At 36.1% G+C, this 23442-nt stretch carries 23 protein-coding genes; 21 read left to right on the top strand and 2 right to left on the bottom strand.

Annotated features, from left to right (window positions below):
• Positions 1-92 precede the first annotated feature (92 nt).
• From F5ESL0261_RS07800 to F5ESL0261_RS07775, 6 genes are all read left to right on the top strand, one after another.
• Positions 93-1694, top strand: coding sequence for an ABC transporter ATP-binding protein (locus F5ESL0261_RS07800; RefSeq protein ID WP_122052794.1), 1602 nt, complete (start codon positions 93-95; stop codon positions 1692-1694).
• Positions 1684-3261 carry an ABC transporter ATP-binding protein gene (locus tag F5ESL0261_RS07795; RefSeq protein WP_122052793.1) on the top strand — a complete coding sequence of 526 codons (1578 nt, stop codon included), beginning with the start codon at positions 1684-1686 and terminating at the stop codon, positions 3259-3261. Before F5ESL0261_RS07800 ends, F5ESL0261_RS07795 begins: the two co-directional genes overlap by 11 nt.
• A 162-nt stretch (positions 3262-3423) precedes the next feature.
• Positions 3424-4278: an ABC transporter ATP-binding protein gene (locus F5ESL0261_RS07790; RefSeq protein WP_046325397.1), complete on the top strand. Its 855-nt coding sequence runs from the start codon at positions 3424-3426 to the stop codon at positions 4276-4278.
• Positions 4279-5124 carry a hypothetical protein gene (locus F5ESL0261_RS07785; RefSeq protein WP_046325396.1) on the top strand — a complete coding sequence of 282 codons (846 nt, stop codon included), beginning with the start codon at positions 4279-4281 and terminating at the stop codon, positions 5122-5124. It abuts the gene before it with no gap.
• A 1-nt stretch (position 5125) separates the two neighbouring features.
• Positions 5126-5578 carry a LytTR family DNA-binding domain-containing protein gene (locus tag F5ESL0261_RS07780; RefSeq protein ID WP_122052792.1) on the top strand — a complete coding sequence of 151 codons (453 nt, stop codon included), beginning with the start codon at positions 5126-5128 and terminating at the stop codon, positions 5576-5578.
• Positions 5579-5580: 2 nt separating this feature from the next.
• Complete coding sequence (locus F5ESL0261_RS07775; protein ID WP_046325394.1) at positions 5581-5970, top strand: DUF3021 family protein; 390 nt, start codon at positions 5581-5583, stop codon at positions 5968-5970.
• Positions 5971-6067: 97 nt separating this feature from the next.
• Here the strand turns inward: F5ESL0261_RS07775 and F5ESL0261_RS07770 are convergent, their stop codons facing one another.
• Positions 6068-7375, bottom strand: a complete 1308-nt coding sequence (locus F5ESL0261_RS07770) for an APC family permease (RefSeq protein WP_122052791.1) — start codon at positions 7373-7375, stop codon at positions 6068-6070.
• A gap of 289 nt (positions 7376-7664) precedes the next feature.
• Between F5ESL0261_RS07770 and F5ESL0261_RS07765 the strand changes: the two genes are divergently transcribed.
• The 15 genes from F5ESL0261_RS07765 (at position 7665) to alr (ending at position 22494) form a co-directional block, all read left to right on the top strand.
• A complete protein-coding gene (locus F5ESL0261_RS07765) occupies positions 7665-8528 on the top strand; it encodes a PRD domain-containing protein (protein WP_122052790.1) in 864 nt (287 codons plus the stop codon).
• Between the two features lies 1 nt (position 8529).
• The gene (locus tag F5ESL0261_RS07760) at positions 8530-9975 is read left to right on the top strand and encodes a PTS transporter subunit EIIC (protein ID WP_122052789.1); all 1446 of its coding nucleotides are present in this window, start codon (positions 8530-8532) and stop codon (positions 9973-9975) included.
• Positions 9976-9992: 17 nt separating this feature from the next.
• Positions 9993-11705, top strand: coding sequence for a glycoside hydrolase family 3 protein (locus tag F5ESL0261_RS07755; protein ID WP_122052788.1), 1713 nt, complete (start codon positions 9993-9995; stop codon positions 11703-11705).
• A gap of 11 nt (positions 11706-11716) precedes the next feature.
• On the top strand, positions 11717-12187 hold the full coding sequence (locus F5ESL0261_RS07750) for a PTS glucose transporter subunit IIA (RefSeq protein ID WP_122052787.1): 471 nt from the start codon (positions 11717-11719) through the stop codon (positions 12185-12187).
• A 125-nt stretch (positions 12188-12312) separates the two neighbouring features.
• The gene (gene rbsK, locus F5ESL0261_RS07745) at positions 12313-13227 is read left to right on the top strand and encodes a ribokinase (protein WP_122052786.1); all 915 of its coding nucleotides are present in this window, start codon (positions 12313-12315) and stop codon (positions 13225-13227) included.
• 152 nt (positions 13228-13379) lie between these two features.
• Positions 13380-14288, top strand: coding sequence for an L-lactate dehydrogenase (locus F5ESL0261_RS07740; RefSeq protein WP_122052785.1), 909 nt, complete (start codon positions 13380-13382; stop codon positions 14286-14288).
• 369 nt (positions 14289-14657) lie between these two features.
• Positions 14658-15317: an amino acid ABC transporter permease gene (locus F5ESL0261_RS07735; protein ID WP_045928479.1), complete on the top strand. Its 660-nt coding sequence runs from the start codon at positions 14658-14660 to the stop codon at positions 15315-15317.
• Complete coding sequence (locus F5ESL0261_RS07730) at positions 15298-15975, top strand: amino acid ABC transporter permease (protein WP_045928478.1); 678 nt, start codon at positions 15298-15300, stop codon at positions 15973-15975. The genes F5ESL0261_RS07735 and F5ESL0261_RS07730 overlap by 20 nt, the downstream gene beginning before the upstream one ends.
• Before the next feature lie 5 nt (positions 15976-15980).
• Positions 15981-16721, top strand: coding sequence for an amino acid ABC transporter ATP-binding protein (locus F5ESL0261_RS07725; protein ID WP_046332481.1), 741 nt, complete (start codon positions 15981-15983; stop codon positions 16719-16721).
• 10 nt (positions 16722-16731) lie between these two features.
• A complete protein-coding gene (locus tag F5ESL0261_RS07720; RefSeq protein ID WP_122052784.1) occupies positions 16732-17577 on the top strand; it encodes a transporter substrate-binding domain-containing protein in 846 nt (281 codons plus the stop codon).
• Positions 17578-17692: 115 nt separating this feature from the next.
• Positions 17693-17941, top strand: a complete 249-nt coding sequence (locus F5ESL0261_RS07715) for a type B 50S ribosomal protein L31 (RefSeq protein ID WP_034981446.1) — start codon at positions 17693-17695, stop codon at positions 17939-17941.
• A 132-nt stretch (positions 17942-18073) separates the two neighbouring features.
• Positions 18074-19441, top strand: a complete 1368-nt coding sequence (murF, locus tag F5ESL0261_RS07710; RefSeq protein ID WP_122052783.1) for a UDP-N-acetylmuramoyl-tripeptide--D-alanyl-D-alanine ligase — start codon at positions 18074-18076, stop codon at positions 19439-19441.
• Between the two features lie 10 nt (positions 19442-19451).
• The gene (locus F5ESL0261_RS07705) at positions 19452-20933 is read left to right on the top strand and encodes a DEAD/DEAH box helicase (RefSeq protein WP_122052782.1); all 1482 of its coding nucleotides are present in this window, start codon (positions 19452-19454) and stop codon (positions 20931-20933) included.
• Between the two features lie 78 nt (positions 20934-21011).
• Complete coding sequence (gene acpS, locus F5ESL0261_RS07700) at positions 21012-21365, top strand: holo-ACP synthase (protein ID WP_122052781.1); 354 nt, start codon at positions 21012-21014, stop codon at positions 21363-21365.
• Between the two features lies 1 nt (position 21366).
• Complete coding sequence (gene alr / locus F5ESL0261_RS07695; protein ID WP_122052780.1) at positions 21367-22494, top strand: alanine racemase; 1128 nt, start codon at positions 21367-21369, stop codon at positions 22492-22494.
• 54 nt (positions 22495-22548) lie between these two features.
• Here the strand turns inward: alr and cbpA are convergent, their stop codons facing one another.
• Positions 22549-23256 carry a cyclic di-AMP binding protein CbpA gene (gene cbpA / locus F5ESL0261_RS07690; protein ID WP_034981438.1) on the bottom strand — a complete coding sequence of 236 codons (708 nt, stop codon included), beginning with the start codon at positions 23254-23256 and terminating at the stop codon, positions 22549-22551.
• Between the last annotated feature and the right edge of the window lie 186 nt (positions 23257-23442).

Raw genomic sequence — 23442 nt, 5'->3', positions numbered from 1 at the left:
TTCATCTGCTAATTTGACACTCTTGCTCATTCATTTTATTATTAGATAAATTTAATAAAATTGATTTAGCATAAAATGAAAGATGCAAGCACATGACATTAAAGGGACTGATTGGCTCTAATAAACAACGAGCAATTTTTATTATTTTACTTTATTTTATTTTCGCTGTTACCGGCTCACTTGATCAATATTTTTTTCAATTTGCAGTTAATGGATTAAGCGTCGGCAATTTGCCGGTTTACATTCGCTGGCAATTAATTGAATTTATCCCGGTAGTTTGTGGTGTATTTATTCTACCTTTAGCGACTTACCTTTTTAACGCACAGATTCAGGAATATCTTGATCAATTAAGAGGGCAAATGGTAGACCATTTTTATAATAAAAACGATGCAACAGTACCGCAAATGCAAAATTATCTGCAAAGCAATCTGGATACCTTAACTAGCGATTTTGCTCTGCCGTGGGTTAATGTTCTTAGTAATTTATTTATCATCTTGCTTTCTGCTGGCGTCCTTTTTAGCTTAAATTGGTCTTTTGTTTTACTAACTGCAATTTTTGTTCTAATAGATTTAAGCTTGCCCAAAATAATGGCGCGCATGACTTCAGAGGCAAGTAGAAAAGTGATGAAAAATACTAGTACTTTTTTAACTGGTATCGGTGAATGGATCAATGGTTTAAATGAACTGCGGCGGTATCATGCTTGGACGATCTTAAATAAAGAAATGAGTAGCTACGCTGAGAAGTTGGAAAAGTCTAAAGTCAATCAAATCAATAAAAACTGTGCTTCTAATACAATTAATGGAATTGGTAATACTTTAGGACAAATGTCGATTGCCTTTTTAGCGGGCATCCTGTTTTTAACTGGTCAAATAAAAATTGGGGCGGCATTAGCTTCGACTTCTTTTGCTTTCGGTATTTTTTTAGCTGTGTCCTCCATTACAAGCGCTGCAGTCAAGATTAAATCCACTAAAAATATTAATCAAACTACTGCTAGTCTGATTTCTAACACTAAAACCAAACCGAATAGGTCATCTACTCAAATTGCCCAAATTGAAATTAAAAATTTGGCGCTTAAATATCCTAATGGTCCAATAATTAAATACCCTGATTTTGTGATCAATAAGGGTGAAAAAGTTTTGCTTGCAGGGGATAGCGGAACTGGCAAGTCAACACTGTTCTACGCTATTTTGGGTAAGATCAAGCCTTGTCAAGGTCAAATTATTTTTAGAAATAATACGGGGCAGATTTTTCAACCAAATTTAAACCGTATCAGTTACATTGCTCAAGATCCGCAGTTGTTTCCAGGAACGATTGCAGAAAATATCGTGATGTTTCACCAGCAGTTGTTGGATCAAGTACCTAATTTAATTAATAAAGTGCAATTGCAGAGCGACATTGCGAGATTTCCCCAAGGGACTGATACCCAAGTTGATTTGGATAAGAATAATTTATCCGGTGGTCAAAGGCAAAAGATTATCCTTGCCAGATCAGAAGTTTTCGCTGATGAAATTATTTTGCTGGACGAAGCGACAAGTGCTATTGATAGTAAAGCAACTAAGCAAATTATTGCTGAACTTGTTCACACTAATAAGACTGTAATCATGATTGCTCATAATCTTAATTCTGAAGTTAAAAATATGTTTGATAAAACGATTCGGTTAGCAAGCCAGAAGGAGAACCACAATGACTTTTAAAAACTTCTTTCATACCAATCGAATTCGTTTCATATTCATTGTGCTTTTTAGTTTCTTACAACCCTTTGTTTTAATCGGGGCATCTTACTTAAATATGTGGGAATTTACCGCCTTGCGCCAACATGACGGTCAAGCGTGGCTGTTAATCATTGCTTTTACTACGTTAGCTTATCTCTCATCGTATGCTTTTGACTGGGGCTCTGAATATTTACTGACACGACAAGTTCAAGAATTTAATCACACCTTAAGAAGCAAAATGGTAAGTCACATCTACCATGACCGTAAAGATTATCAAACTTCGCAAGTTAAAAATCGTCTGACCAATGATCTTAATACAGTTAACAATCAGTCCTTTAACTTAATTCCGGTCATTTGTAATTTTCTGGGCTATGTTATTTTCTCAGTATTTGCCTTGCTGACGATGCACTGGAGTTTGTTGTTGCTCATCTTAATTTCGGTAGCCGTTTCCCTGATTTTACCCAAAATAATTGAAAAGCCGCTGCAAAGAGCTACGGAGAAAGTATCTCATCAAAATAGGCAGTATTTGGATCTGATTGAAAAATGGCTAAGCGGTATTGCTGAACTAGAGCGGTATCTTGCTGGCGATAAATTAACTAGCGTAATGCATAAAGGTGCACGCGACTTAGAAAAAGCCAACCTCAAGCAGACACAGGAACAACAAGTTCTGTCCATTATTACCAATGGTGTTGCGCAAATTATGATTCTGATATTGTTCGTCTGGACGGGTATTTTAATTAAAAGCGGACTAGTCACGTTTGGTGCGATTGCGGTTATCGGTAATTTTAGCCACTATATTTCGCTGGCAATCGAATACTTGCCATTCTATTTCGGCTTAATTAAGGGCACCAAAACTTTAAGAAATAATGTTACTGCAGCGACTTTACCAGTAAAAACCGATGAACAAAACTTAGCAACACCTTATGCTTTTAGTACAAAAGATTTGGCAATTAGTTTTCCTAATGGTGTGACTTTAAAGTTCCCTGATATCACGGTCAATTATGGCGAAAAAATTTTGCTATCAGGTGACAGCGGTGCAGGCAAGTCAACTTTATTTAAACTACTTTTAGGGATTTTGCCACCGAGTTCGGGGAAAATAGCATTTAAAAATCAAGAGGGAAAAGAGATTAAACCTGATTTAGCTAAAATCGGCTACATTGCCCAAGATCCTGTTTTATTTCCCAGCACCATTAAAAACAATATCACTATGTTTGATTCCAAATTAAATCAGCTAGCTGAACCCGCTGCAGTTGCCGTTGGGTTAAAACCAGATCTAGCTCAATTTGCTCAAGGTATAGAGACCAAAGTAAATTTGCAAAAACTGAATGTTTCAGGTGGCCAAAGACAAAAAATTATTTTAGCGCGTACGCAGATACATGACAGTAAAATTCTGTTAATAGATGAAGGCACAAGTGCAATTGATCAGGAGGGAACCAGAGCAATCCTGCAAGAACTTCTTAAATTGCCGGGCACTGTCATTTTCATCGCCCATAATTTCGATGAAAAATTGCAGCAATTATTTGACCGCGAGATTCATTTAAGTAAATAGTGATAGTTAAAAGGCGTTAATCAAATTTTTGATTAACACCTTTTATTTTCATGTCTTATTTTTAGCTTTTTGTGTTTCTTCTATGTTCACTTATTATATATTGTGCTTCAAATTTGGTTTTTATTAGTATGATTAATTTAAATTAAAAAGGAGATGCCAATTATGCTGATTGAAACAAAAGAACTGACGAAAAAATTTGGTAATAAGGTTGCTGTCAGCAAAGCTGATATTCAAATTAAAGAGGGCCAGCTTGTTGCTTATTTAGGAACAAACGGTGCGGGTAAATCTACCACTATTAATATGCTAACCGGATTGTTAAAGCCGACTTCAGGTGTCATTTCATATGCGGCAGATTTGAAAATAGGCTTAGTTTTTCAGAATAGCATTTTAGATAATGAGTTAACAGTTAAAGATAATCTTTATTTAAGAGCAAAGATGTACCCCAATTTTTCTCAAAAGTGGCTTGAGCAATTAATTGACTTAATTGGCATCAAAAACTTTTTAAAGCAAAAGTTTGGCACTTTATCGGGTGGTCAAAAAAGAAGGGTAGACATAGCCCGGGCTCTTATTTGCAAACCAAATTTACTGTTTCTGGACGAACCAACTACTGGGCTTGATATTCAAACGAGAAATGCTATTTGGCAATTATTGACCAAACTGCAAGAGCAACAAGATCTAACAATTTTTTTGACAACGCATTATTTAGAAGAAGCTGAAAATGCTGATCAGATGTATATTTTGGAAAATGGTCGAATCCTAGCTAGTGGTTCTGCTGCAGAAATTAAGACTAAATTTGCTCCTAATAAATTAATACTCACTGTTGGCGATATTCAGACTTTGAACACTAATCAAAAAGTTATTCGGCTTAATCGTAAGCAAGTTGAAATTGATTCCTTATCAGCGCAAGAAATCATTGAATTATTAAAAAACAATCAGGAAAATATCGCTGACTTTACTTATTCTAAAGGAACTATCAATGATGCATTTTTGCAGATAACTGGGAAGGAGATACAATAAATGGTTGCTTTATTTCGCAGAAATTTAAAAATCTATTTTTCTAACATTACTGGTGTAATTATGTCATGCCTCGGTGCACTGATATCTTTCTTTATTTATATTGGCTTTTTGCAAAACAATCTAGAAAAAAGTTGGCAAAATTTACCACATGTTACTAAAATATTAGATTTGTGGATGATAGCCGGTATTGTTGCAGTTTCTGGTATTACTACGGCTTTTCAAGCTCTTGGCCAGCAAGTTACTGATCAAGAAACTCATGCTGTTGCCGATTTTCAACTGACGGGTTTATCACAATTCAAACAGAATCTTGCATATGTTTTGAGCGGGGTAGTAGTTAGCTTTCTTATGCAAATAATTACATTTATTGTGATGGCTGCGTATTTTGCACTGGTAGATAAAGTAAGAATTCCGCAAGAAGCATACCTACCTGGGCTTGTATTTATTTTCGTGGGTGCAATTGCAGCGACTTTACTCGATGAGATAATTGTGCTGTTCATGCATTCCAGTACTACTTTTAGCCGATTTTCTACTGTTTTAGGTGCCGCTGCCGGTTTCGCGGTTGCGACTTATTTACCATATGGTATATTGGTTTCTGGAGCACAAAATTTGGTAAAATTAGTACCAAGTAGTTATGAGGCAGCTGCTCTAAGAGGCTTTTTACTTAAACCGACATTAGCTACTCTCCCCACTAATGTAAAACGGCATTTAATTAATTATTTAGGGATACAGTTCAAAATTAATAGTAACAGGCTAAATAATATGCTTGTTTTGCTATTAATGATTGCAATACTAATTTTAGTGATTATTATGCTTTCGCTTATCACTGATAGAAGGCGCAATAAGTAAAGTGAAGATTGAATTTAAGACAGATTCTGCTTTAAACAAAGAAGACATTGAAGTTGAAATTAAGGCAGCTCAAAAAAGTGAAGTAGTTGATAATTTAATAGATTATTTGCATAAATTCGGCGAAAAGAAATATCATCTTTTACCAATTAAGGTAGAAGACCGCATAGTCACAATTAAACCTACTGAGATTATTAAAGTAGAAATCCAAACAACAGATATCACATTTTATACTACTAAAGACATAATAAAAACCACTGGTCGCTTATATCAGGTACTTGAAAAATTGGGTGATGGGTTTATTCAGGTTTCTAAACATGGCATTATCAATATTAATTTTCTGGAATCGATAGAAGTAGGCTTTGAAGGAAATATGATCGCACTTTTAAAAAATAATTTAAAAGCTGACGTTTCCAGATTATATTTGCCGGCATTAAAAAAAGAATTGGGGCTATAAAAATGAGGAAATTAAGTAATTTCATTAACTATTTCTTTACCGGTGTGGGCTTTGGTGCAGCTACTTATTTGATAATACTGACTTTTGCTTCTCCTAGTATTCCTACCCGTTTAGGTGTTATTTCTGTTTTTATTATTTCAGGGTTAATAGGAATTTTATCAATGATTTTTGCAATGGATGTACCAACTGCTATTGCCTTTAGTGTTCATATCATAGGCACATTTTTGCTGGTGTTATTAATGTGCTGGATAAATAAGTGGCCGATTAATTTTTGGTTGGTTGGTGTCTTTGTCTTAGTTTATATCGTTATTTGGCTGATCGTTATTCTGTCGCAAGTACACACGGTGAATAAAATCAATTCTAGAATTAAAAAAAGAAATGCGAAAAAATAAATAATTTTGAAATATATAAAAGCCTTGGAATAGAAAATACTCCAAGGCTATATTTTTTGTTCTATAAAAGTCTTTAATATAGATTTTTATACTTTAATTAAGTTTGATTTCTCTTTTGCACATAAACATAAACCGGCCAGCCGCTAAGGGTCAATAAAATGCCTGTAAGTGATAATAGTGGCTGGGTTAGCGTAGTGGTAACAACAATAAATAAAGCACCACAGATCCCAAGAATAGGTGGAAGAGGATACCAAGGAGTTTTGTACGGTCGTAAAAGATCTGGTTGCCTTTTGCGTAGGATAAGGACACCTAAAAATAATAAAATTGAAAAAATCCAGGAAACATAAACCAGCATGTTTGTTAATGAATCAAATGTACCAGAAAAAATCATAATGGTAGCAATTACGCATTCAAAAATCATGCTGTTGGTAGGCACAATTGTTTTAGAATTTAATTTGCTGAAAAAGTTTGCAGCTGGCAATTTCTTTTCTTTGCCTAAAACATAAGGCATTCTGGATCCCAAAAGAAGGTGGCCATTAATGGCACCAAACACTGAAACTAAAATTCCTGTAGCAACCAAAGTTCCCCCCACACTACCAAAGAGCTTTTTGGCGGTAAGTAGAGCTGTTGTCTGGTTACCTACAACTTTTGACCAGGGAATAACTCTAACATAACTCCAGTTAAGAAGAGTATAAATGATTGTTACCCCAAAAAGTCCCCAAATAATAGCTTTGGCTAAAGTTTTTGCGGGATTTTTGATTTCACTTGCTAAGTTGCCGATACTTAACCAACCATCATAAGCAAAAAGCACAGCTAAAAGAGCTTGTCCGAAGGCCATAGCTCCCGAAGCAGATGTTATTTTAGGCGCTGGAGCACCTGCTAGCTGATTAGGTCCACTATAAAACAAAGCAAAGATTATTATTGCAGCAATCGGCAATAGCTTAATAACTAAAGTTATTTTTTGTACCTGACCACTCAATTTTGATCCGATCCAATTGATCAAAAGAATTGCCAGCATCACGATTAGAGCAATCACTGTAGTAGATAAGTCTTTAAAATGCGGTATTTCTTTTAGTTGGGTCGCAAATACGATTGAAAGTGCAGCGATATTTGCCGGATAATAGACAATTATTAGCGACCAGCCAAACAAAAAGGCAACTTTGGGACCGTATATTTCTTCCAGATATCTGACGGGTCCGCCATCTTTGGGATATATTGACGCTAACTCAGCTATGCTTAATCCTGCCATTAGAGTAATGAAGCCGGCAAATGGCCATACTATGATACTTAGCCAGGCATTGTGAGTTAAAGCTGAAATGTTAGCAATTTTGAAAAAAGCACCGCCACCAATCATGGTGCCCATGACAGTGGCTAGAGCGGCGAAAAAGTTGAGTTGTCTTTTCATATTTTTACCTTACTTAAATTGAATGATAAAAGTAATTATATGCTTTGATAGACAAAATTAAAAGATGATGATTTGAAAATTAAAAAAACTTTTTCTGAAAGCGTTACGCAGTATTTGCTAATTTATATTTACATAACCCATTTGATCGGGTAAAATAAACATGACTATCGGATAGTTATTACTAATGATTATTATGTAAGCTAAACCTGTTTGTCACACAATTTAAATCATCAATTTGGTTCTTGTGTGCAAGCAGGTTTTTATTTTTTATTGAAAGGAGGAGAATTGAGTGTTTATTAAGCGTGGGATCAACAATAATGTTTCTTTTGTAGTCGACGACAAAGGTAAAGAATTAATTGTTACAGGAAGAGGAATAGCTTTCGGAAAACATGTTGGCGATGAAGTTGATGAAAGCAAAATAGAATATTATTTTCCAGTATTACCTCAAGAGATCTCCTCAGCTATGGCAAAATTGTTGGTTAATATACCAATTGAATATTATGCAATTGCTAATGACATAGTTGACAAGGCAAAATCAAAGTTAAAACAGGAGTTAAATCAAAGTCTAATCGTAGCTTTAACTGATCATATTTACAGAGCAGTTGAGCAGGCTAAAAAGGGCATAAAAATTTCGAATCCATTGATTTTAGATATAAAAAGGATTTACCCTCAAGAGTTTGAAGTTGGTCTTTTTGGCATCAAATTAATTCGTAATATGACTGGTTGCATTTTGGCTGAAGACGAAGCAGCCACAATTGCTTTACATGTAGTGAACAGTGAGTTGGAAAATAAGGGAGATTTTAACGGTTATCGTGTAGTTGAGATAGTTCATTGGGTTACGAATTACGTTTTTGATTATTTTAAGATCGATTTTGCTGAGAAAGCAGATCCACTGTATTATCAGCGCTTTGATACTCATGTTCGCTTTTTTGCTCAAAGAATTTTAGATAATGATTATAAAGAAAATGACGTTAATTCTTCTCTGCTAGTTGTTTTGTCTGATAAACAATATCAAAGGGAAAAAGATTGTGTGAACAGTCTCAGTGCTGAATTTGCTCAAAAATTTGGCATCACCATTTATCAGGAAGAACGCGCCTATTTAGTACTTCATATTCACAATATGTTGAAAAACATAATCTCAAAGGAGAAATAAAATGGGAAAATATACCTCGTTGAGTAAATTTATAGTAAAAAACATCGGTGGAAAGGACAATGTGGTCTCATTAATTCATTGTTTTACCCGATTGCGTTTTGTTTTAAAAGATGAAAGCAAGGCAAATACCGAGGCTCTTAAGAAAAATGAAGAGATAGTTGACGTGATCCAAGCTAACGGACAATATCAAATAGTGATTGGCATGCACGTAGAATCAGTTTTTGACGAGATTAACAGCCTCTACCACTTTAGCGGAGGGGAAACTGTAGCAGACGAAGAGGCCCTGAAAGAAGATACGAAACTAATTGATAAAAAACAATCCTTATGGGATAAAGCAGTAGACCTTTTATCTGGTATCTTTGTCCCAATTTTGGGAGTTTTATGTGCAAGCGGTATGGTTAAGGGACTGCTGGCAATTTTGACCACAGCGGGTGTCTTAAAGAATACAGATGGCACATATATTATCTTGTATGCTATTGGTGACGCCTTATTTTATTTCTTTCCAGTATTTTTAGCAGTTACGGCTGGTAAAAAATTTCATGTTGATCAAATGACCTCGCTTGTTATTGGTACGGCAATTATTTATCCTACTTTGATACAGGCAATGTCAGGCAAAGCTGCAGCAACAGTTTTGTCGGGTACGATATTTCAAACTAAGGCTTATTTAACTTTCTTACATATACCTGTTTTGTTAAATAACTATACTTCGACTGTCATTCCTATTATCCTTGCAGTTTGGGCAGCATCTTATGTCCAACGTTTTGCTAAAAAAATCAGTCCGGCATCCGTGGCAAATTTTCTTGTACCATTAATAACCATATTGGTGATTGTGCCACTAACTTTATTAGTAGTTGGTCCAGTATCAATTTGGTTGTCAGATATTATTGCTTGGATTGTAAAAGAGTTATATAAACTTAGTCCAATCTTATTAGGTGCCTTTATTGGAGGAATGTGGCAAATATTAGTAATCTTTGGCGTGCACAATGCCATTATCCCAATAGTACTGAACAATTTAGCCACACAAAAATTTGATGTTATTTTTGCCGCCAATATAGCCTGTCCTTTTACTCAGCTTGCAGCACTTTGTGCACTGGCTTTGATCCTTAAAGATACTAAGCAAAAGCGCAATACTATTGCTTCAATTTTCCCAGCAATTTTTGGGATTACTGAGCCGGCAATTTATGGTGTTACTTTGCCACTGAAAAAACCATTTTTCATTAGTTGTATTTCTTCAGCTATTGGTGGTATTTTAGCAATGTTAATGGGAGTTAAATTTTATCAAATGGGTGGACAAGGTATATTCGCTTTCCCTTGCTTCCTTTCTCCTAATGCTACTAATTTTTCCGGTATTATTAGTGCAGTGATAGTAGTATTAATTTCCATGGCAATTTCATTTTGCTTAACTCTCATTTTTTGCAAACCAAAAAAGCAAACAAATAATATTTAAGAAAAGGAGCATTGCAAATGACCGAAATAAATTTAAAGGGCAATCCATTCTACTTGAAAGATGAGCAGATTGATAATATTAAACTGCTCATGTCTAAGATGACAGTCAGAGAAAAAGTGGGCCAATTATTTTGCTTATTGGGCAATTATTCAACCGAACAAGAAATAAAAGAGGTTATTGAGAACTATCGGCCTGGTGGCATGATGTTTCGTCCGCAAAAGAGTTCTAGCATTCAGGCCTTGCAGCGTTATATTCAGGAGGTTTCCCCAATACCGCTATTGCTTGGCGCCAACCTTGAATCTGGTGGAGACGGCATAGGTACTGATGGGACCTTTTACGGCAGACAAATTGAAGTAGCGGCTTCTAATGATAAAAAGAACGCATACCGCTTAGGATTAATTTCTGCTCGTGAAGGTGGCGCTGTGGGATGTAATTGGTCATTTGCTCCTGTAGTAGATTTCAACAAAAATTTTGCTAATCCAATCATAAATGTTAGAACATACGGTGATAATCCTGATACTGTCATATCAATGGCCCAGGAATATATGAAAGCATGCCAAAGTTCAGGTATGGCGGTCGCAATTAAGCACTTCCCAGGAGACGGTGTGGATGATCGCGACCAGCATCTTCTGACATCAGTTAACTCACTAGGCGTTTCTGACTGGGATAAAACATATGGCAAAATTTACCAGGCTATGATTGATAATGGAGCACTGACATTGATGGCCGGTCACATTTATCAACCTGCTTATACGAGATACTTTAATCCAGATGTGAAAGATGACGATATTTATCCTGGTTCACTATCATACGAATTGCTTCATGATTTATTAAGAGAGAAACTAGGATTTAATGGTTTGATTTCAAGTGATGCTACTAACATGGCCGGTTTTAGTTCACAAGGAAAAAGAGCAGAGCTGTTGCCTCAAGCAATTAATGCTGGTTGTGACATGCTTTTATTTACCAGAGACTTGGAAGAAGATTTTAATTTTGTATTTGATGCAGTGAACGAGGGCGTAATATCAACAGACAGATTGAATGACGCTGTTATTAGAGTATTAGCTACAAAAGAAGCATTGCACTTATTTTTAAAGCAAAGAAATAATACTTTGGTTCCTGAAAAAGAGGCTTTAAAAGTTTTAAAATGTCCAGAACATGTTAAATGGGCTAAAGAATTAGCAGATGAGTCAATTACTTTAGTTAAAGACAAGCAAGATGTTCTACCTTTGACATTGCAGAAAAACAAGAAGATTCTGGTTTTCGTTATAGGAGATGTTGTTAGTGCCAGCGGCAAACCGCCTGTTTCAAGTATTTTTATTACAAGACTAAAAGAAGAAGGATTTAATGTAACTGTATTTGATCCTGAAAATGAAGACTTAAAGGACTTAATGGTTAATGGTTCCGTCAAAGAGCTAAAAGCCAGGTTTGATACGGTAATATATTTTGCTAATGTTAAAACAGCCAGCAATCAAACAACTGTCAGGTTAAATTGGCTTAAGCCAATGGGCTATAACGTTCCTTGGTTTGTACACGAAATCCCTACTATTTTTATTTCAATCGCTAATCCATATCATTTGCAAGATGTTCCAATGGTAAAAACATATATCAATGCTTATACAGCAAATGAATATGTTCCAGCAATTTTAGTAGATAAGTTATTAGGTAAATCTCCATTTAAAGGTAAGAGTCCAGTTAATGCATTCTGCACTTATTGGGATACACATATATAGGAAGGAAAAATATGCTTAATTTTTTTAAGAGAAACGAAACTATTTATTCCCCATGCTCAGGTCTTTTTAAAACAATTGCTGAAGTTAATGATGAATTGTTTGCTTCTAAAAAAATGGGTGATGGTTTTGCGGTAGTTCCTACAGATACGGAGATTTATTCTCCAATTACGGGGGTTATAACCATGTTGGCTCCAAGCAAACATGCTATTGGCGTTGAAAGTAAAAATGGAACAGAAATAATGATTCACATGGGTATTGACACCGTTGAGCTTAACGGAAGCCCTTTTAACATTAAAATAAAGAAAGGTGATAAGGTCAAAAGAGGTCAGTTACTTGCCAATTTCGACTTTAAGCAGGCAAAAGAAGCGGGCAAGGAAACCGACGTAATTGTGATCATTTTAAATAATAAGAAAATTGATTTTGATCAAACTAGTATGAGTCAGGTTAATTCACAAACAGAGATTGGATCTTTACCTAAATAAATATTTTAGGAGATATACATTAATAAAATTAATAACACATTTGAGGGTAATTTCAAATGTGTTATTATTTTTGGTAGAAGTAGGTTATTTGAAAATTATGCTAATTAAGAGGTTTTAAAGTTTAAATGAATAAAGTTACAGTTATTGGCAGTATTAATTTAGATACTAATTTGCGCGTAAAACAAATGCCCAGACCAGGTGAAACCGTTCATGCGTCAGAACATTATTCTGCCGCAGGCGGTAAAGGCGCAAATCAAGCAGTTGCTGCGGCAAGGTCAGGATGTGAAGTTAGCTTTATCGGTGGTGTAGGTGATGATGCACCGGGAAAAGAGATGCTGGGCTCACTTAAGAGAGAAGGCATTAATACCCAAGGTATTATCACAGCTAAAAAAGAATCAACCGGACAAGCATTTATTACAGTAGATGATAATGGTCAGAATTCAATTACTATTTATGCAGGTGCAAATTATGCTTTTGGACCAGCTGAAGTTGAGCAGAATCAGGATTTGATTAAAGATTCTGACTTTCTTATCGCACAATTTGAGACCCCACTTGCAGCAACAATTAAAGGTTTCGAAATTGCTCATGATGCGGGCGTAAAAACAATTTTAAACCCAGCTCCTGGAATGGCTAAAATCCCTGCTGATTTGTTGAAGCTTACTGATATCATTACACCAAACGAAACAGAAGCTGAAACCATCACTGGGATAAAGGTGACTGATGAAAGAACTGCGCAAATGGCTGCTGCCAAGCTACATGATCAGGGCGTAAAAATAGTTATTATTACAATCGGTGCTAAAGGAGCATTTTACGACTATCAAAATAAAAGTGAACTGGTTCCAGCTTTTAAAGTCAAGGCTGTTGATACTACAGCTGCTGGCGACACTTTTATTGGTGCAATGACCAGTATATTGCAGCCAGATTTGTCTAACTTAAAAGATGCAGTTCTTTTTGCTAATAAAGCTTCATCAATTACTGTGCAAAAATATGGTGCTCAGCCCTCAATTCCTTATGCAAAAGATATTAAAGTTGGTAAATGACGACCTGATTTTTAATTTTAGTTTCAGAAATTAAGATTGCTTTATTTAGTATAGCGAAAACGCCTTTTTAAAATCTATCTTTAGTATAATAAAAGAGTAATTGAGAGTTTGCTGAGATATTTCAACAGTTTTAAAAAGAAAGGCACTTAATTATGACAACAAAAATAGGTATTATCGGTGATGGTCATGTTGGCTGTACGGTTGCACATGAATTAATTATTTCAGATTTAGCAGACGACTTAGTAATGATTGATGTTAATGAGGGCAAGGTTAACGCTGATGCAATTGACTTTGAAGATGCAATGGCCAATTTGCCATATCATACCAACATCATTGTTAATGATTATGATGCACTAAAAGACGCTGACATTGTCATTAGTACATTAGGGAAAATATCATTAGAAACAAAGGGTGATCGGTTCCAAGAACTTGAATATAATAAAAATCAATTAAGCCCGATTACAGAATCTATCAAAAATAGTGGCTTTAACGGTATTCTGATTGTTATTTCCAACCCAGTAGATGCAATAACCAGTCTTTATCAGCAATTAACTGGTTTACCCAAAGAACATGTTTTGGGCACTGGTACTTTACTTGATACAGCAAGAATGAAAAAAGTTGTTGCTAAAAAGTTTAATGTTGATCCTCGTTCTGTGAGTGGTTTTGCATTGGGTGAACATGGCGATACTCAGTTTACAGCCTGGTCAACAGTAAAAGTATTTGAACAGCCATTAACTGAATTGGCTAAAAAAGAATCATGGCAGCCAAGTGACTTAGAAGATGAAATCAGATTTGGTGGTCAAAAAGTGTTTATGGGCAAGCAATACACTAATTATGGGGTTTCGGCTGCTGCGGTGAGAATTGTGCGGGCCGTTTTAACAGATTCACGGACAGAATTACCAGTATCAAGTTACCAAGAAAAGTATGGTACTTACATGTCTTATCCTGCAATTGTTGGCCGAAAAGGCATAGTTCACAAAATTAATTTACAGCTAACTCCAGCTGAAGAAAAATTGTTGGAAAAATCTGCTGCAGCAATTAAAGAAAAGTCACAGTCTTAAGAAAATTAAATAAATAGACCAAACGCGTTTAATCAAGCGCGTTTTTTATTAGCCCAAAGATAGAAAATGAGAGTAATATTAAGCAAAGTTATTGACAAAAAGTAAGTAAAAGCATAGCATTAGAAGCACTGATAGATGTTTTAGAAAGAAGTGCAGTTAATGAGACAAATGCAAAGAACTGAAAAGAAATGTATTTCATTAGATCATTTGCAAAATAATTGTTTCTTTTAGTATTCGCACTCAAATTTAAAACAATAAGTATTTAGGACCTGCGAATAAAGTATCCGCAGGCCTTTTGTTTTGTTAGAACTACTGTGACAAATAATGAGACTTCTGAGTCCATTTAAGTACTGCAGGGGGAGGTTAAAAATGAGCTGGCAAATTATTAATCAAAGTTTGCCTATTTTTGCAAAAGCTTTTCAACTGACTATCTGGTTGTCTGCTGTTGGCATAATTTTTTCTATTGTAGTGGGAGTTTTCTGCAGTTTAATCCAATATTTTAAAGTACCAATTTTGAGTCAACTAATAACAGCTTATGTAGAGTTAGCAAGAAATACACCTTTATTAATTCAATTGTTTTTCCTATACTATGCTTTTCCAGTTATTGGACTAAAAATGTCAGCCCAAACTTGCGGCATTATTGGTCTGGTATTTCTTGGTGGAGCATATATGGCTGAAGGTTTTACAGGAGGTTTTGCCGGGGTCAGTGCCACTCAGATTGATGATGGTAAAGCTTTAGGGATGAATAATCTGCAATTGGCCCGTTATGTTGTCTTTCCGCAAGGCTTTGCGCTAAGTATGCCTGCCTTAACAGCAAACATCATATTCTTGATTAAAGAGACTTCCATTTTTTCAGTAATTGCTATTCCTGAATTAACTAATACAGCTCTAGACCTAATTGGAATGTATTACCGGACAAATGAGTATCTGCTAATTTTGGTGATTGCCTACGCAATTATTTTAATTCCAATTATTTTACTGTTAACTTATTTAGAAAGGAAGGTACGCTATGGCACATTCGGCGATTAATGTTTTCTTTAGCGGCAATAACTTTAGCAGAATTTTACAAGGCTTGTGGACTTCTGTTTGGATTGCAGGTGTTAGTTTGGTTATTGGTCTTGTTTTAGGTACATTCCTAGGCGTATTGCGCACCTTACCCAATAAAATAATTCGGTTTATTTTACGGCTATATCTGGAATTCTTCAGGATAGTTCCTACAATTGTACTATTATTTTTGTTCTACTATATTTTACCGCGCAGTTTTCACATCAATTGGCCTGCCAGTTGGATGGCAGTTTTAGCCTTTGCCCTATGGGTTGCTGCTGAGTTTAGTGATATCGTTCGTGGAGCAATAGAATCAGTTCCTATTGCTCAAAAAGAATCAGGCTTGGCTTTGGGCTTAAGCAAAGTGCAACTTTTTCGCTACGTTTTATTGCCCCAAGCCGTGCAGCTTGAGTTGCCAGCAACTATTAATCTGGCTACAAGAGTGATTAAGACTACCTCTTTACTAATGATGATCAGTATTATGGATGTCATCGCGATTGGACAACAGATTATTGAAGCGAATAACCAAAAATATCCGACAGCTGTTTTCTGGATTTACGGTCTGATTTTCTTTTTATATTTCATAATAGATTATCCATTATCAGTATGGTCTAAACGGCTAGCAGCAAAGCAGGACAGGTGAGATAAATGACAAAAGAAGTTTTACGCGTTGAACATCTAAACAAGTTTTATGGTGATTGGCAAGCTTTACATGATATTAGTTTTACTCTGCATCAAGGTGAAGTTTTGACATTATTAGGTCCTTCCGGTTCTGGTAAAAGTACTTTAATTAGGTGCTTAAACGGCTTGGAAGATTTTAAAAGTGGCTCGCTCTATTTTAAAGGACAAAAGATTGAGAACGATGCTAAAAATTGGCAGGCTTTACGTCAAAAAATTGGCATGGTTTTTCAAAGTTATGATTTGTTCCCTAACTTTACCGTTCTTGAAAATATTTTACTGGCACCGGTAAAAGTACAAAAAAGACCTGAAGAAGAAGTCAAAAAAGAGGCTCTGCAGCTGTTAAAACGAGTAGGATTGGAAAAATACGTTGATACTTATCCTCGAGAATTGTCTGGTGGACAAAAACAAAGAATTGCTATTGTCAGAGCACTGGCCATGCACCCCGAAGTAATGCTGTTTGATGAAGTTACAGCTTCTCTTGATCCCGAGATGGTTCGGGGCGTTTTACAAATTATGACCGATTTATCTCGCGTTGATCATATGACAATGATTATCGTAACCCACGAAATGAACTTTGCACGCCAAATAGCAGATCAGGTTTTATTTCTAGAAGAGGGCAAAATATTGGAAAATACACCTGGCAAAGAATTTTTTGAACATCCCCAAACAGATCGTGCTCGTGATTTCTTGACTAGTATGGACTTTTAAGGAGTAAATAATGAAGAAAAATAAAAGCAGAAATATTATTATTGGTGTTTTAGTAGTTTTAATTATTGCAGTTGCCGCATTTTTTGGTATTAAGTCATCAAAAAATAATAGCAATAATGCGAATGAAAGCAGCGTGACTGCGATTAAAAAGCGGGGCGTTTTACGGGTTGCCGTGTTTGGTGATTTGCCTCCTTATGGTTGGGTTGATGATCATGGTAACCGTGTGGGTTATGATGTTCGTCTTGCACGGCAAATGGCTAAGGATTTGGGTGTCAAAGTGAAATTTATCCAAGTTAATGCGAATAATCGCGTTGACACTCTTAATTCAAATAAAGCCGATATTGTTCTAGCTAACTTTACAGAAACACCTGAGCGTAAACAAGTTGTTGATTTTGCTAAGGCATACATGAAGGTATCAGTTGGAGTTATTTCTCCTAAGAATGCACCAATTACAAGCGCTTCTCAGCTAAAGGGTAAAAACTTGATTGTCAACAAGGGCACAACGGCAGAAAATTACTTTACCAAAAAGGGCGGTGTAGACTTGTTGAAATTTGACTCTAAAACGCAGCAATTTAACGCTTTCAAAAATAAGCGCGCTGCTGCTTTAGCAGATGACAATTCATATCTTTATGCTTGGGTAAAGAAGAATCCTAATTACACTGTTGGAATTAAAAATATTGGCCCTAATCAATTCATTTCTCCTGCGGTCAAAAAGGGTAATAAGTCTCTTTTAAATTGGACGAATAAAGAAATTACTAAGTTAGCAAATAAAAAATTCTTTACTGATGATTATAATAAGGAACTCAAACCATACTTTGGCAAAGAAGTTAAGCCAAGCGACATTGTTTTAAATTGATGCAGCTGCTATAATAAATAAGTCTTGAATTTTATTATCAAAAATGATAAGGTATTAAACGTTAATCGATTAATCTATGACTTGAAATAGGAGTCATGGCAAAGGAGTAATAATTATGAAACAAGACATTCATCCAGATTACCAACAAGTAGTCTTTATGGATTCAGCAACTGGTGCTAAATTTGTTGCTGGTTCAACATTAAAGCCAAAAGAAACAGTGGATTATGAAGGTAAAACTTACCCACTAGTTCGGGTTGAAATTACTTCAGATTCCCACCCATTTTACACTGGCAAGCAAAAGTTTGCTCAGGCCGATGGTCGAATCGAAAAGTTCAACAAGAAGTATGGCATGAACAACAAGTAATATCTTCAATCTGGTGGAAGGCAGTCCCATTGGGGCTGCTTTTTTATGTAAAGCATAATTGTTATACTACCTAAATAAGGAGTATAATTATTACTTTAGCAAAAAAACTCTTTTCGGCTAGGAGATAAAAAAATGAAAATGCAACTGGCAGAAATAGCCAAAGCAATAAATTCAAAGTGTGAAGGCAATGATCAGACCGTTATTACTTCTGTTGCCTTTGATTCTAGAAAAATCGCTACTGGCGGCTTATTTGTACCGCTAAAGGGCGATAGAGACGGTCATGATTTTATCAATAGTGCAATTAGCAACGGAGCAAGTGCTACATTGTGGCAAAAGGATCATCCTAATAAACCTGATAATATTGCAGTTTTAGAAGTTGATGATCCGTTAACTAGTATGCAGGAACTGGCTCAGTACTACTTAAATAAGGTTAACCCTACTGTTGTGGGTATTACCGGATCAAATGGTAAAACCACTACTAAAGATATGACAGCAGCAGTTTTAGCGAAGAGATTTAATGTTCATAAAACTGATGCTAACTTCAATAATGAAATTGGCGTGCCCATGACTATTTTAGACATGAAACCAAATACAGAAATCTTGGTTTTAGAAATGGGTATGGATCATGCGGGACAATTACATAAACTGAGTGAATTGACTCATCCAGACGTTACAGTTATCACTATGATTGGCGAAGCTCACATTGAATTTTTAGGTTCACGTGCGGGAATTGCCGATGCCAAAATGGAAATTACCGATTTTTTACGTGAAGATGGCGAACTAATATATAATGGTGATGAACCACTTCTGCGTGAAAGAGCTAATAAAATAACACAGGCAAAAGTTACATTTGGTTTTGCCAAAAATGATACAGTTTATGCAACGGGCTATCGCAGCTACAAACATCATGCTACATTTACGATTAATAACTCTGATCATAAATTTACTATTCCCATGATTGGCAAACACAACGTTTCTAACGCGCTTTCTGCTCTTTGTGTCGGCAGGCACTTTGGTGAAAGTGATGAAGAAATCGCTACAGCTTTGGAAAAATTTACTCCGACGGCTGACAGAATGGAATGGGAAAAAGGTGATGTTGGAGAAGACATCATGAGCGATGTTTATAACTCTAATCCTACTGCCGTCCGTGCTGTGATAACCAGTTTTGGTCAGATTCAGGTTCCTGCAGGTAGTCGGCGAATCGCTGTTCTGGGTGATATGTTAGAATTAGGAAACAGGTCAGCTGCTCTTCATGCTGGTCTGGCGGATTGTCTCGATCCTCAGGTAATTAATGAAGTTTATTTATTTGGTACAGAGATGAAAAATCTGGCAACTGCACTTAAAGAGAATTATAAACCGGAAAACTTGCATTATTATACCAAAGACCAAATGCAACATATGATTACTGACTTGAAAAATGATATAAAGCCGAACGATATTGTGGTTTTGAAGGGTTCGCATGGGATGCACCTGGAAAAAGTAGTAGAACGGCTTAGATAAGGAGAATTTTGTGAAATTTTCAGAATTAGGATTAAAAGATGAGCTGTTAAAGGCAATTAAGCGTTCAGGCTTTGAGGAAGCTACGCCAATTCAGGAACAAACTATTCCTTTAGCTTTAGCTGGCAAAGATGTAATTGGACAGGCTCAAACAGGTACCGGTAAGACGGCAGCTTTTGCTTTACCGATCTTGCAAAATTTAGATAAGCACAATAAAGTAATTCAGGCACTAATTATTGAACCGACTCGTGAACTAGCTATTCAAACACAAGAAGAGCTTTTCAGACTTGGTCGTGACGAGAATGCACGGGTACAGGTTGTCTATGGTGGTGCTGATATTGGTCGTCAAATTCGTTCTCTTAAAAATCATGTACCAGCAATTTTGGTAGGTACACCGGGACGTTTACTTGATCATTTAAAACGTAAAACGATTGATTTGGAAAATGTTAATACCATTGTTTTAGATGAAGCTGATGAAATGTTAGACATGGGTTTCATCCAAGACATTGAAAGTATTTTGAGTTACGTTAAGAACCGTAAACAGACCTTGTTATTTAGTGCCACAATGCCAAAACCAATTTTGAACATTAGTGAAAAATTCATGAACAATCCTGAAATTGTGCGCATTAAGACTAAAGAATTAACTGCTGACTTAATTGACCAGTATTTTGTGCGTGCTAAAGATTCAGAAAAATTTGACATCATGTGTCGCTTGATTGATGTTGAAAGTCCTGATTTGGCAGTGGTTTTTGTCAGAACTAAACGGCGCGTTGACGAGGTTACCAGGGGCTTACAGGCACGTGGTTATAATGCCGCAGGGATTCATGGCGATTTATCACAGGCGCGGAGACTTACTGTGTTAAAAAGATTCCGTGCCGGAAAATTAGATATTTTAGTGGCTACTGATGTAGCTGCCCGTGGTCTGGATATTTCCGGTGTAACACATGTATACAATTACGATATACCACAAGATCCAGATTCTTATGTTCACCGTATTGGTCGTACTGGGCGAGCTGGTCAAAATGGTAGTTCCATCACTTTTGTTACGCCAAATGAAATTGGTTATATGAGAACGATTGAGCAGTTAACTAAGAAAAAAATGACGCCTCTTCGTCCGCCTTCTGATGATCAGGCCTTACGTGGCCAATTGAAGGTTGCTAAGTCTAAGATTGAAGATCTAATGAAAGAGGATTTATCCAAATATACCGATGATGCAAATGAATTGTTAGAAAACTATTCAGCAGTTGATTTGGTGTCCGCCTTTTTGAAGAACTTGTCTAAGGACTCCTCGAATGTAGAGGTTAAAATCAGTTCGGAAAAGCCTTTGCCATATAAGGGCAATGGTCGTGGAGGTCGTGGTCATTATAGCCGCGTAAGGAATAGTCGTGGGGGCTATCGCGGTGATCGTAACCGCAGCCGTGGCAATTATCGTGGAGGCCATTCTCGCCGCTCCGGTAATGGCAGAAATTTTATTATTAAAAATAAAAAAGGTTAATGTTTTTACTAAAAAAGAGTTGTGGCAATTTACAACTCTTTTTTAGTATTATATTTTTGATATTACGAGGAAAAGAAAATGATTGTTGGAGTCGGTATTGATGCTGTTGAAGTTGAACGTGTAGAAAAAATTATTGCTAAAGGGGATAATTTTGCTCGTAAAGTATTAACTCCTAAGGAATTTGAGCAGTACCAAAAACTCTCAGGCAGACGTAAGGCTGAATATTTGGGAGGTCGCTTTTCTATCAAGGAATCCTTTGTCAAAGCTATCGGAACAGGTTTCGGCAAAGGTATTGGCTTGCAAGATATAGAAACATTGTGGAATGAATTAGGGCACCCCGTCACGACATCGACTAAATTTAACGGCAAGATTTTCCCCAGTATTACTCATGATAGACATGAAATAGTTACATTAATTGTTTTGGAGAAATAAAATGGTTCCTGGAATTCATAGACCTGCAGCGGTATATGTTGATTTAGCTGCAATCAGACAAAATATCAAAGAAGAAATTAAACATTTAAGACCTGAACAAAAGTTGTTTGCTGTAGTCAAAGCAAATGCATACGGTCATGGGGCAGTACGTGTTGCTCAAGAAGCAGTCAAGGTTGGTGTCAGTGGTTTTTGCGTTGCTATTTTAGATGAAGCTTTAGAACTAAGGCGTTCTGGAATAGTCCAGCCAATTTTAGTTTTGGGCGTGACTCCTGAAAAGTACGCTTCGCTAGCAGCTGTCAATAGTATTTCTTTGGCAGTTCCGAATTTAAAATGGCTGCAAGGAGCTGAACCAGAACTAAGTCAGAACCACCTGCAATTAAAAATTCACTTAGCGGTGGATTCTGGCATGGGACGCATTGGCTTTAGCGAGGATAAAGAATTTATTGCTGCAAACGATTTTTTGCTGAATAATCCGAATTTTAACGTTGAAGGAATGTTTACCCATTTTGCTTCTGCAGACAGCAGTGATGATACCTACTTTCAGAGCCAAGTTGACCGATTTGATCATTTTAAAAGTTTGTTGAAATTAAAGCCAAGGTGGATTCACGTTGATAACACTGCAGCCAGTGTGTTTGATAAGAAGGTTCACAGTGATTTGGTGCGTTTTGGTATTGGTATTTATGGCTTAAATCCTTCATCAAATCCAGTAAGTCCTGATTTAAAGACCGTAATTAAATTAAAGCCGGCATTGTCCTTTGTTAGTGAGCTGGTACAGGTTCACACCATTCATAAAGGACAGGGAGTGGGTTATGGATCTACATACATTGCTGATAAGGAACAAATTATTGGTACGGTACCAGTTGGATATGCTGATGGCTTTATTCGTAAATTTCAGGGTTTCAAACTTAAGGTGGGTTCTGAGTATTGTCCCATAGTTGGTCGAGTGTGCATGGATCAATTGATGGTGCAATTGCCTTATGAAATGCCAGTAGGAACAAAAGTAGTTTTGATTTCAAATGACCCAGATGCACCAAACAGTATCAAAAAAGCAGCAGATTATGTTGACACTATTCATTATGAAGTTGCCTGTTTACTGGATGATCGTTTGCCGCGGAAATACTATAATTAATAACAGGGAAGCAAAAAGCACATCAAGCTGATGTGCTTTTTATAATGATGATATTTAATTGTTATCTTCTTGATTGATATAAACACCTGGATTTTCATCGCTCATCAGTGTCATTCCAGCTTGAAGATCCTCGATTTCAGCAACTACATAACTTTTACGTTCAAGCCGCCTAACAATTTCTTTTAAGGTATCTTCAGTAAGTCCTGCCGGTAATGTAAACAAGATACGTCTCACAGCATTGTTTGTTTCACCGGCTGTAGATGCGTCAAGACTCATTACACCAGCTATGGCACAAAACTTACTGATGATTTTAGTCATCTTTGCCAGATTTCCTTGTGAATCATCAGTTAAAACAGTAAGTACGTAGGACCCTGTTTTTATGTTCCAAGCCTCTGATAACATACCAAGTAATTTCGAGTGAGTTAGAATGCCATAAAATTTATTTTCTTCATCTAAAACCGAAATGTAAGGTAAATCCTTAATTGTGAAGAAAACTTTAAAAAATGGTGAATTAACCTTGATAGTTTTCGTAGCATTTTTTAATAAATACGTAACTGGCAGGCTCATGTCCTTACCTTGAGATTTATGGCGGTAAATGTGCATTTTATAAATATTACCGCGGAAAATAGTGCCGGTATCATCTAAAATCGGTACACATCTAAACCCAGAATCCTCCAGAATTTTTAATGCTTCTTCAAGCGTAGCGTGTTCGTTAACTGTAGTTAAATAATCTTTTTTTCTAACTAAAGATTTGATAAGCATGAAACTGCCTCCGTTGTAAAAATAATCCCAACAATTATATCATAAACAAATCAGGGATTAAATAAATATGAAAGGAAAATAACTATTCAGATAGATTTTAGCACTTGCGGTACAATTTAAAAAGCTAAATTAGTTAATGAAATCAAAGTGTAATAGTCTTTGAAAAAATTAAATCTGTTGATTGTG

Origin of the sequence: Lactobacillus sp. ESL0261 (assembly GCF_003693025.1) — a bacterium.
GTDB classification, from domain to species: Bacteria; Bacillota; Bacilli; order Lactobacillales; family Lactobacillaceae; genus Lactobacillus; species Lactobacillus kullabergensis.
The sequence above is the reverse complement of the archived record's forward strand: the minus strand, read 5'-3'. Positions and strand labels throughout refer to the sequence as shown.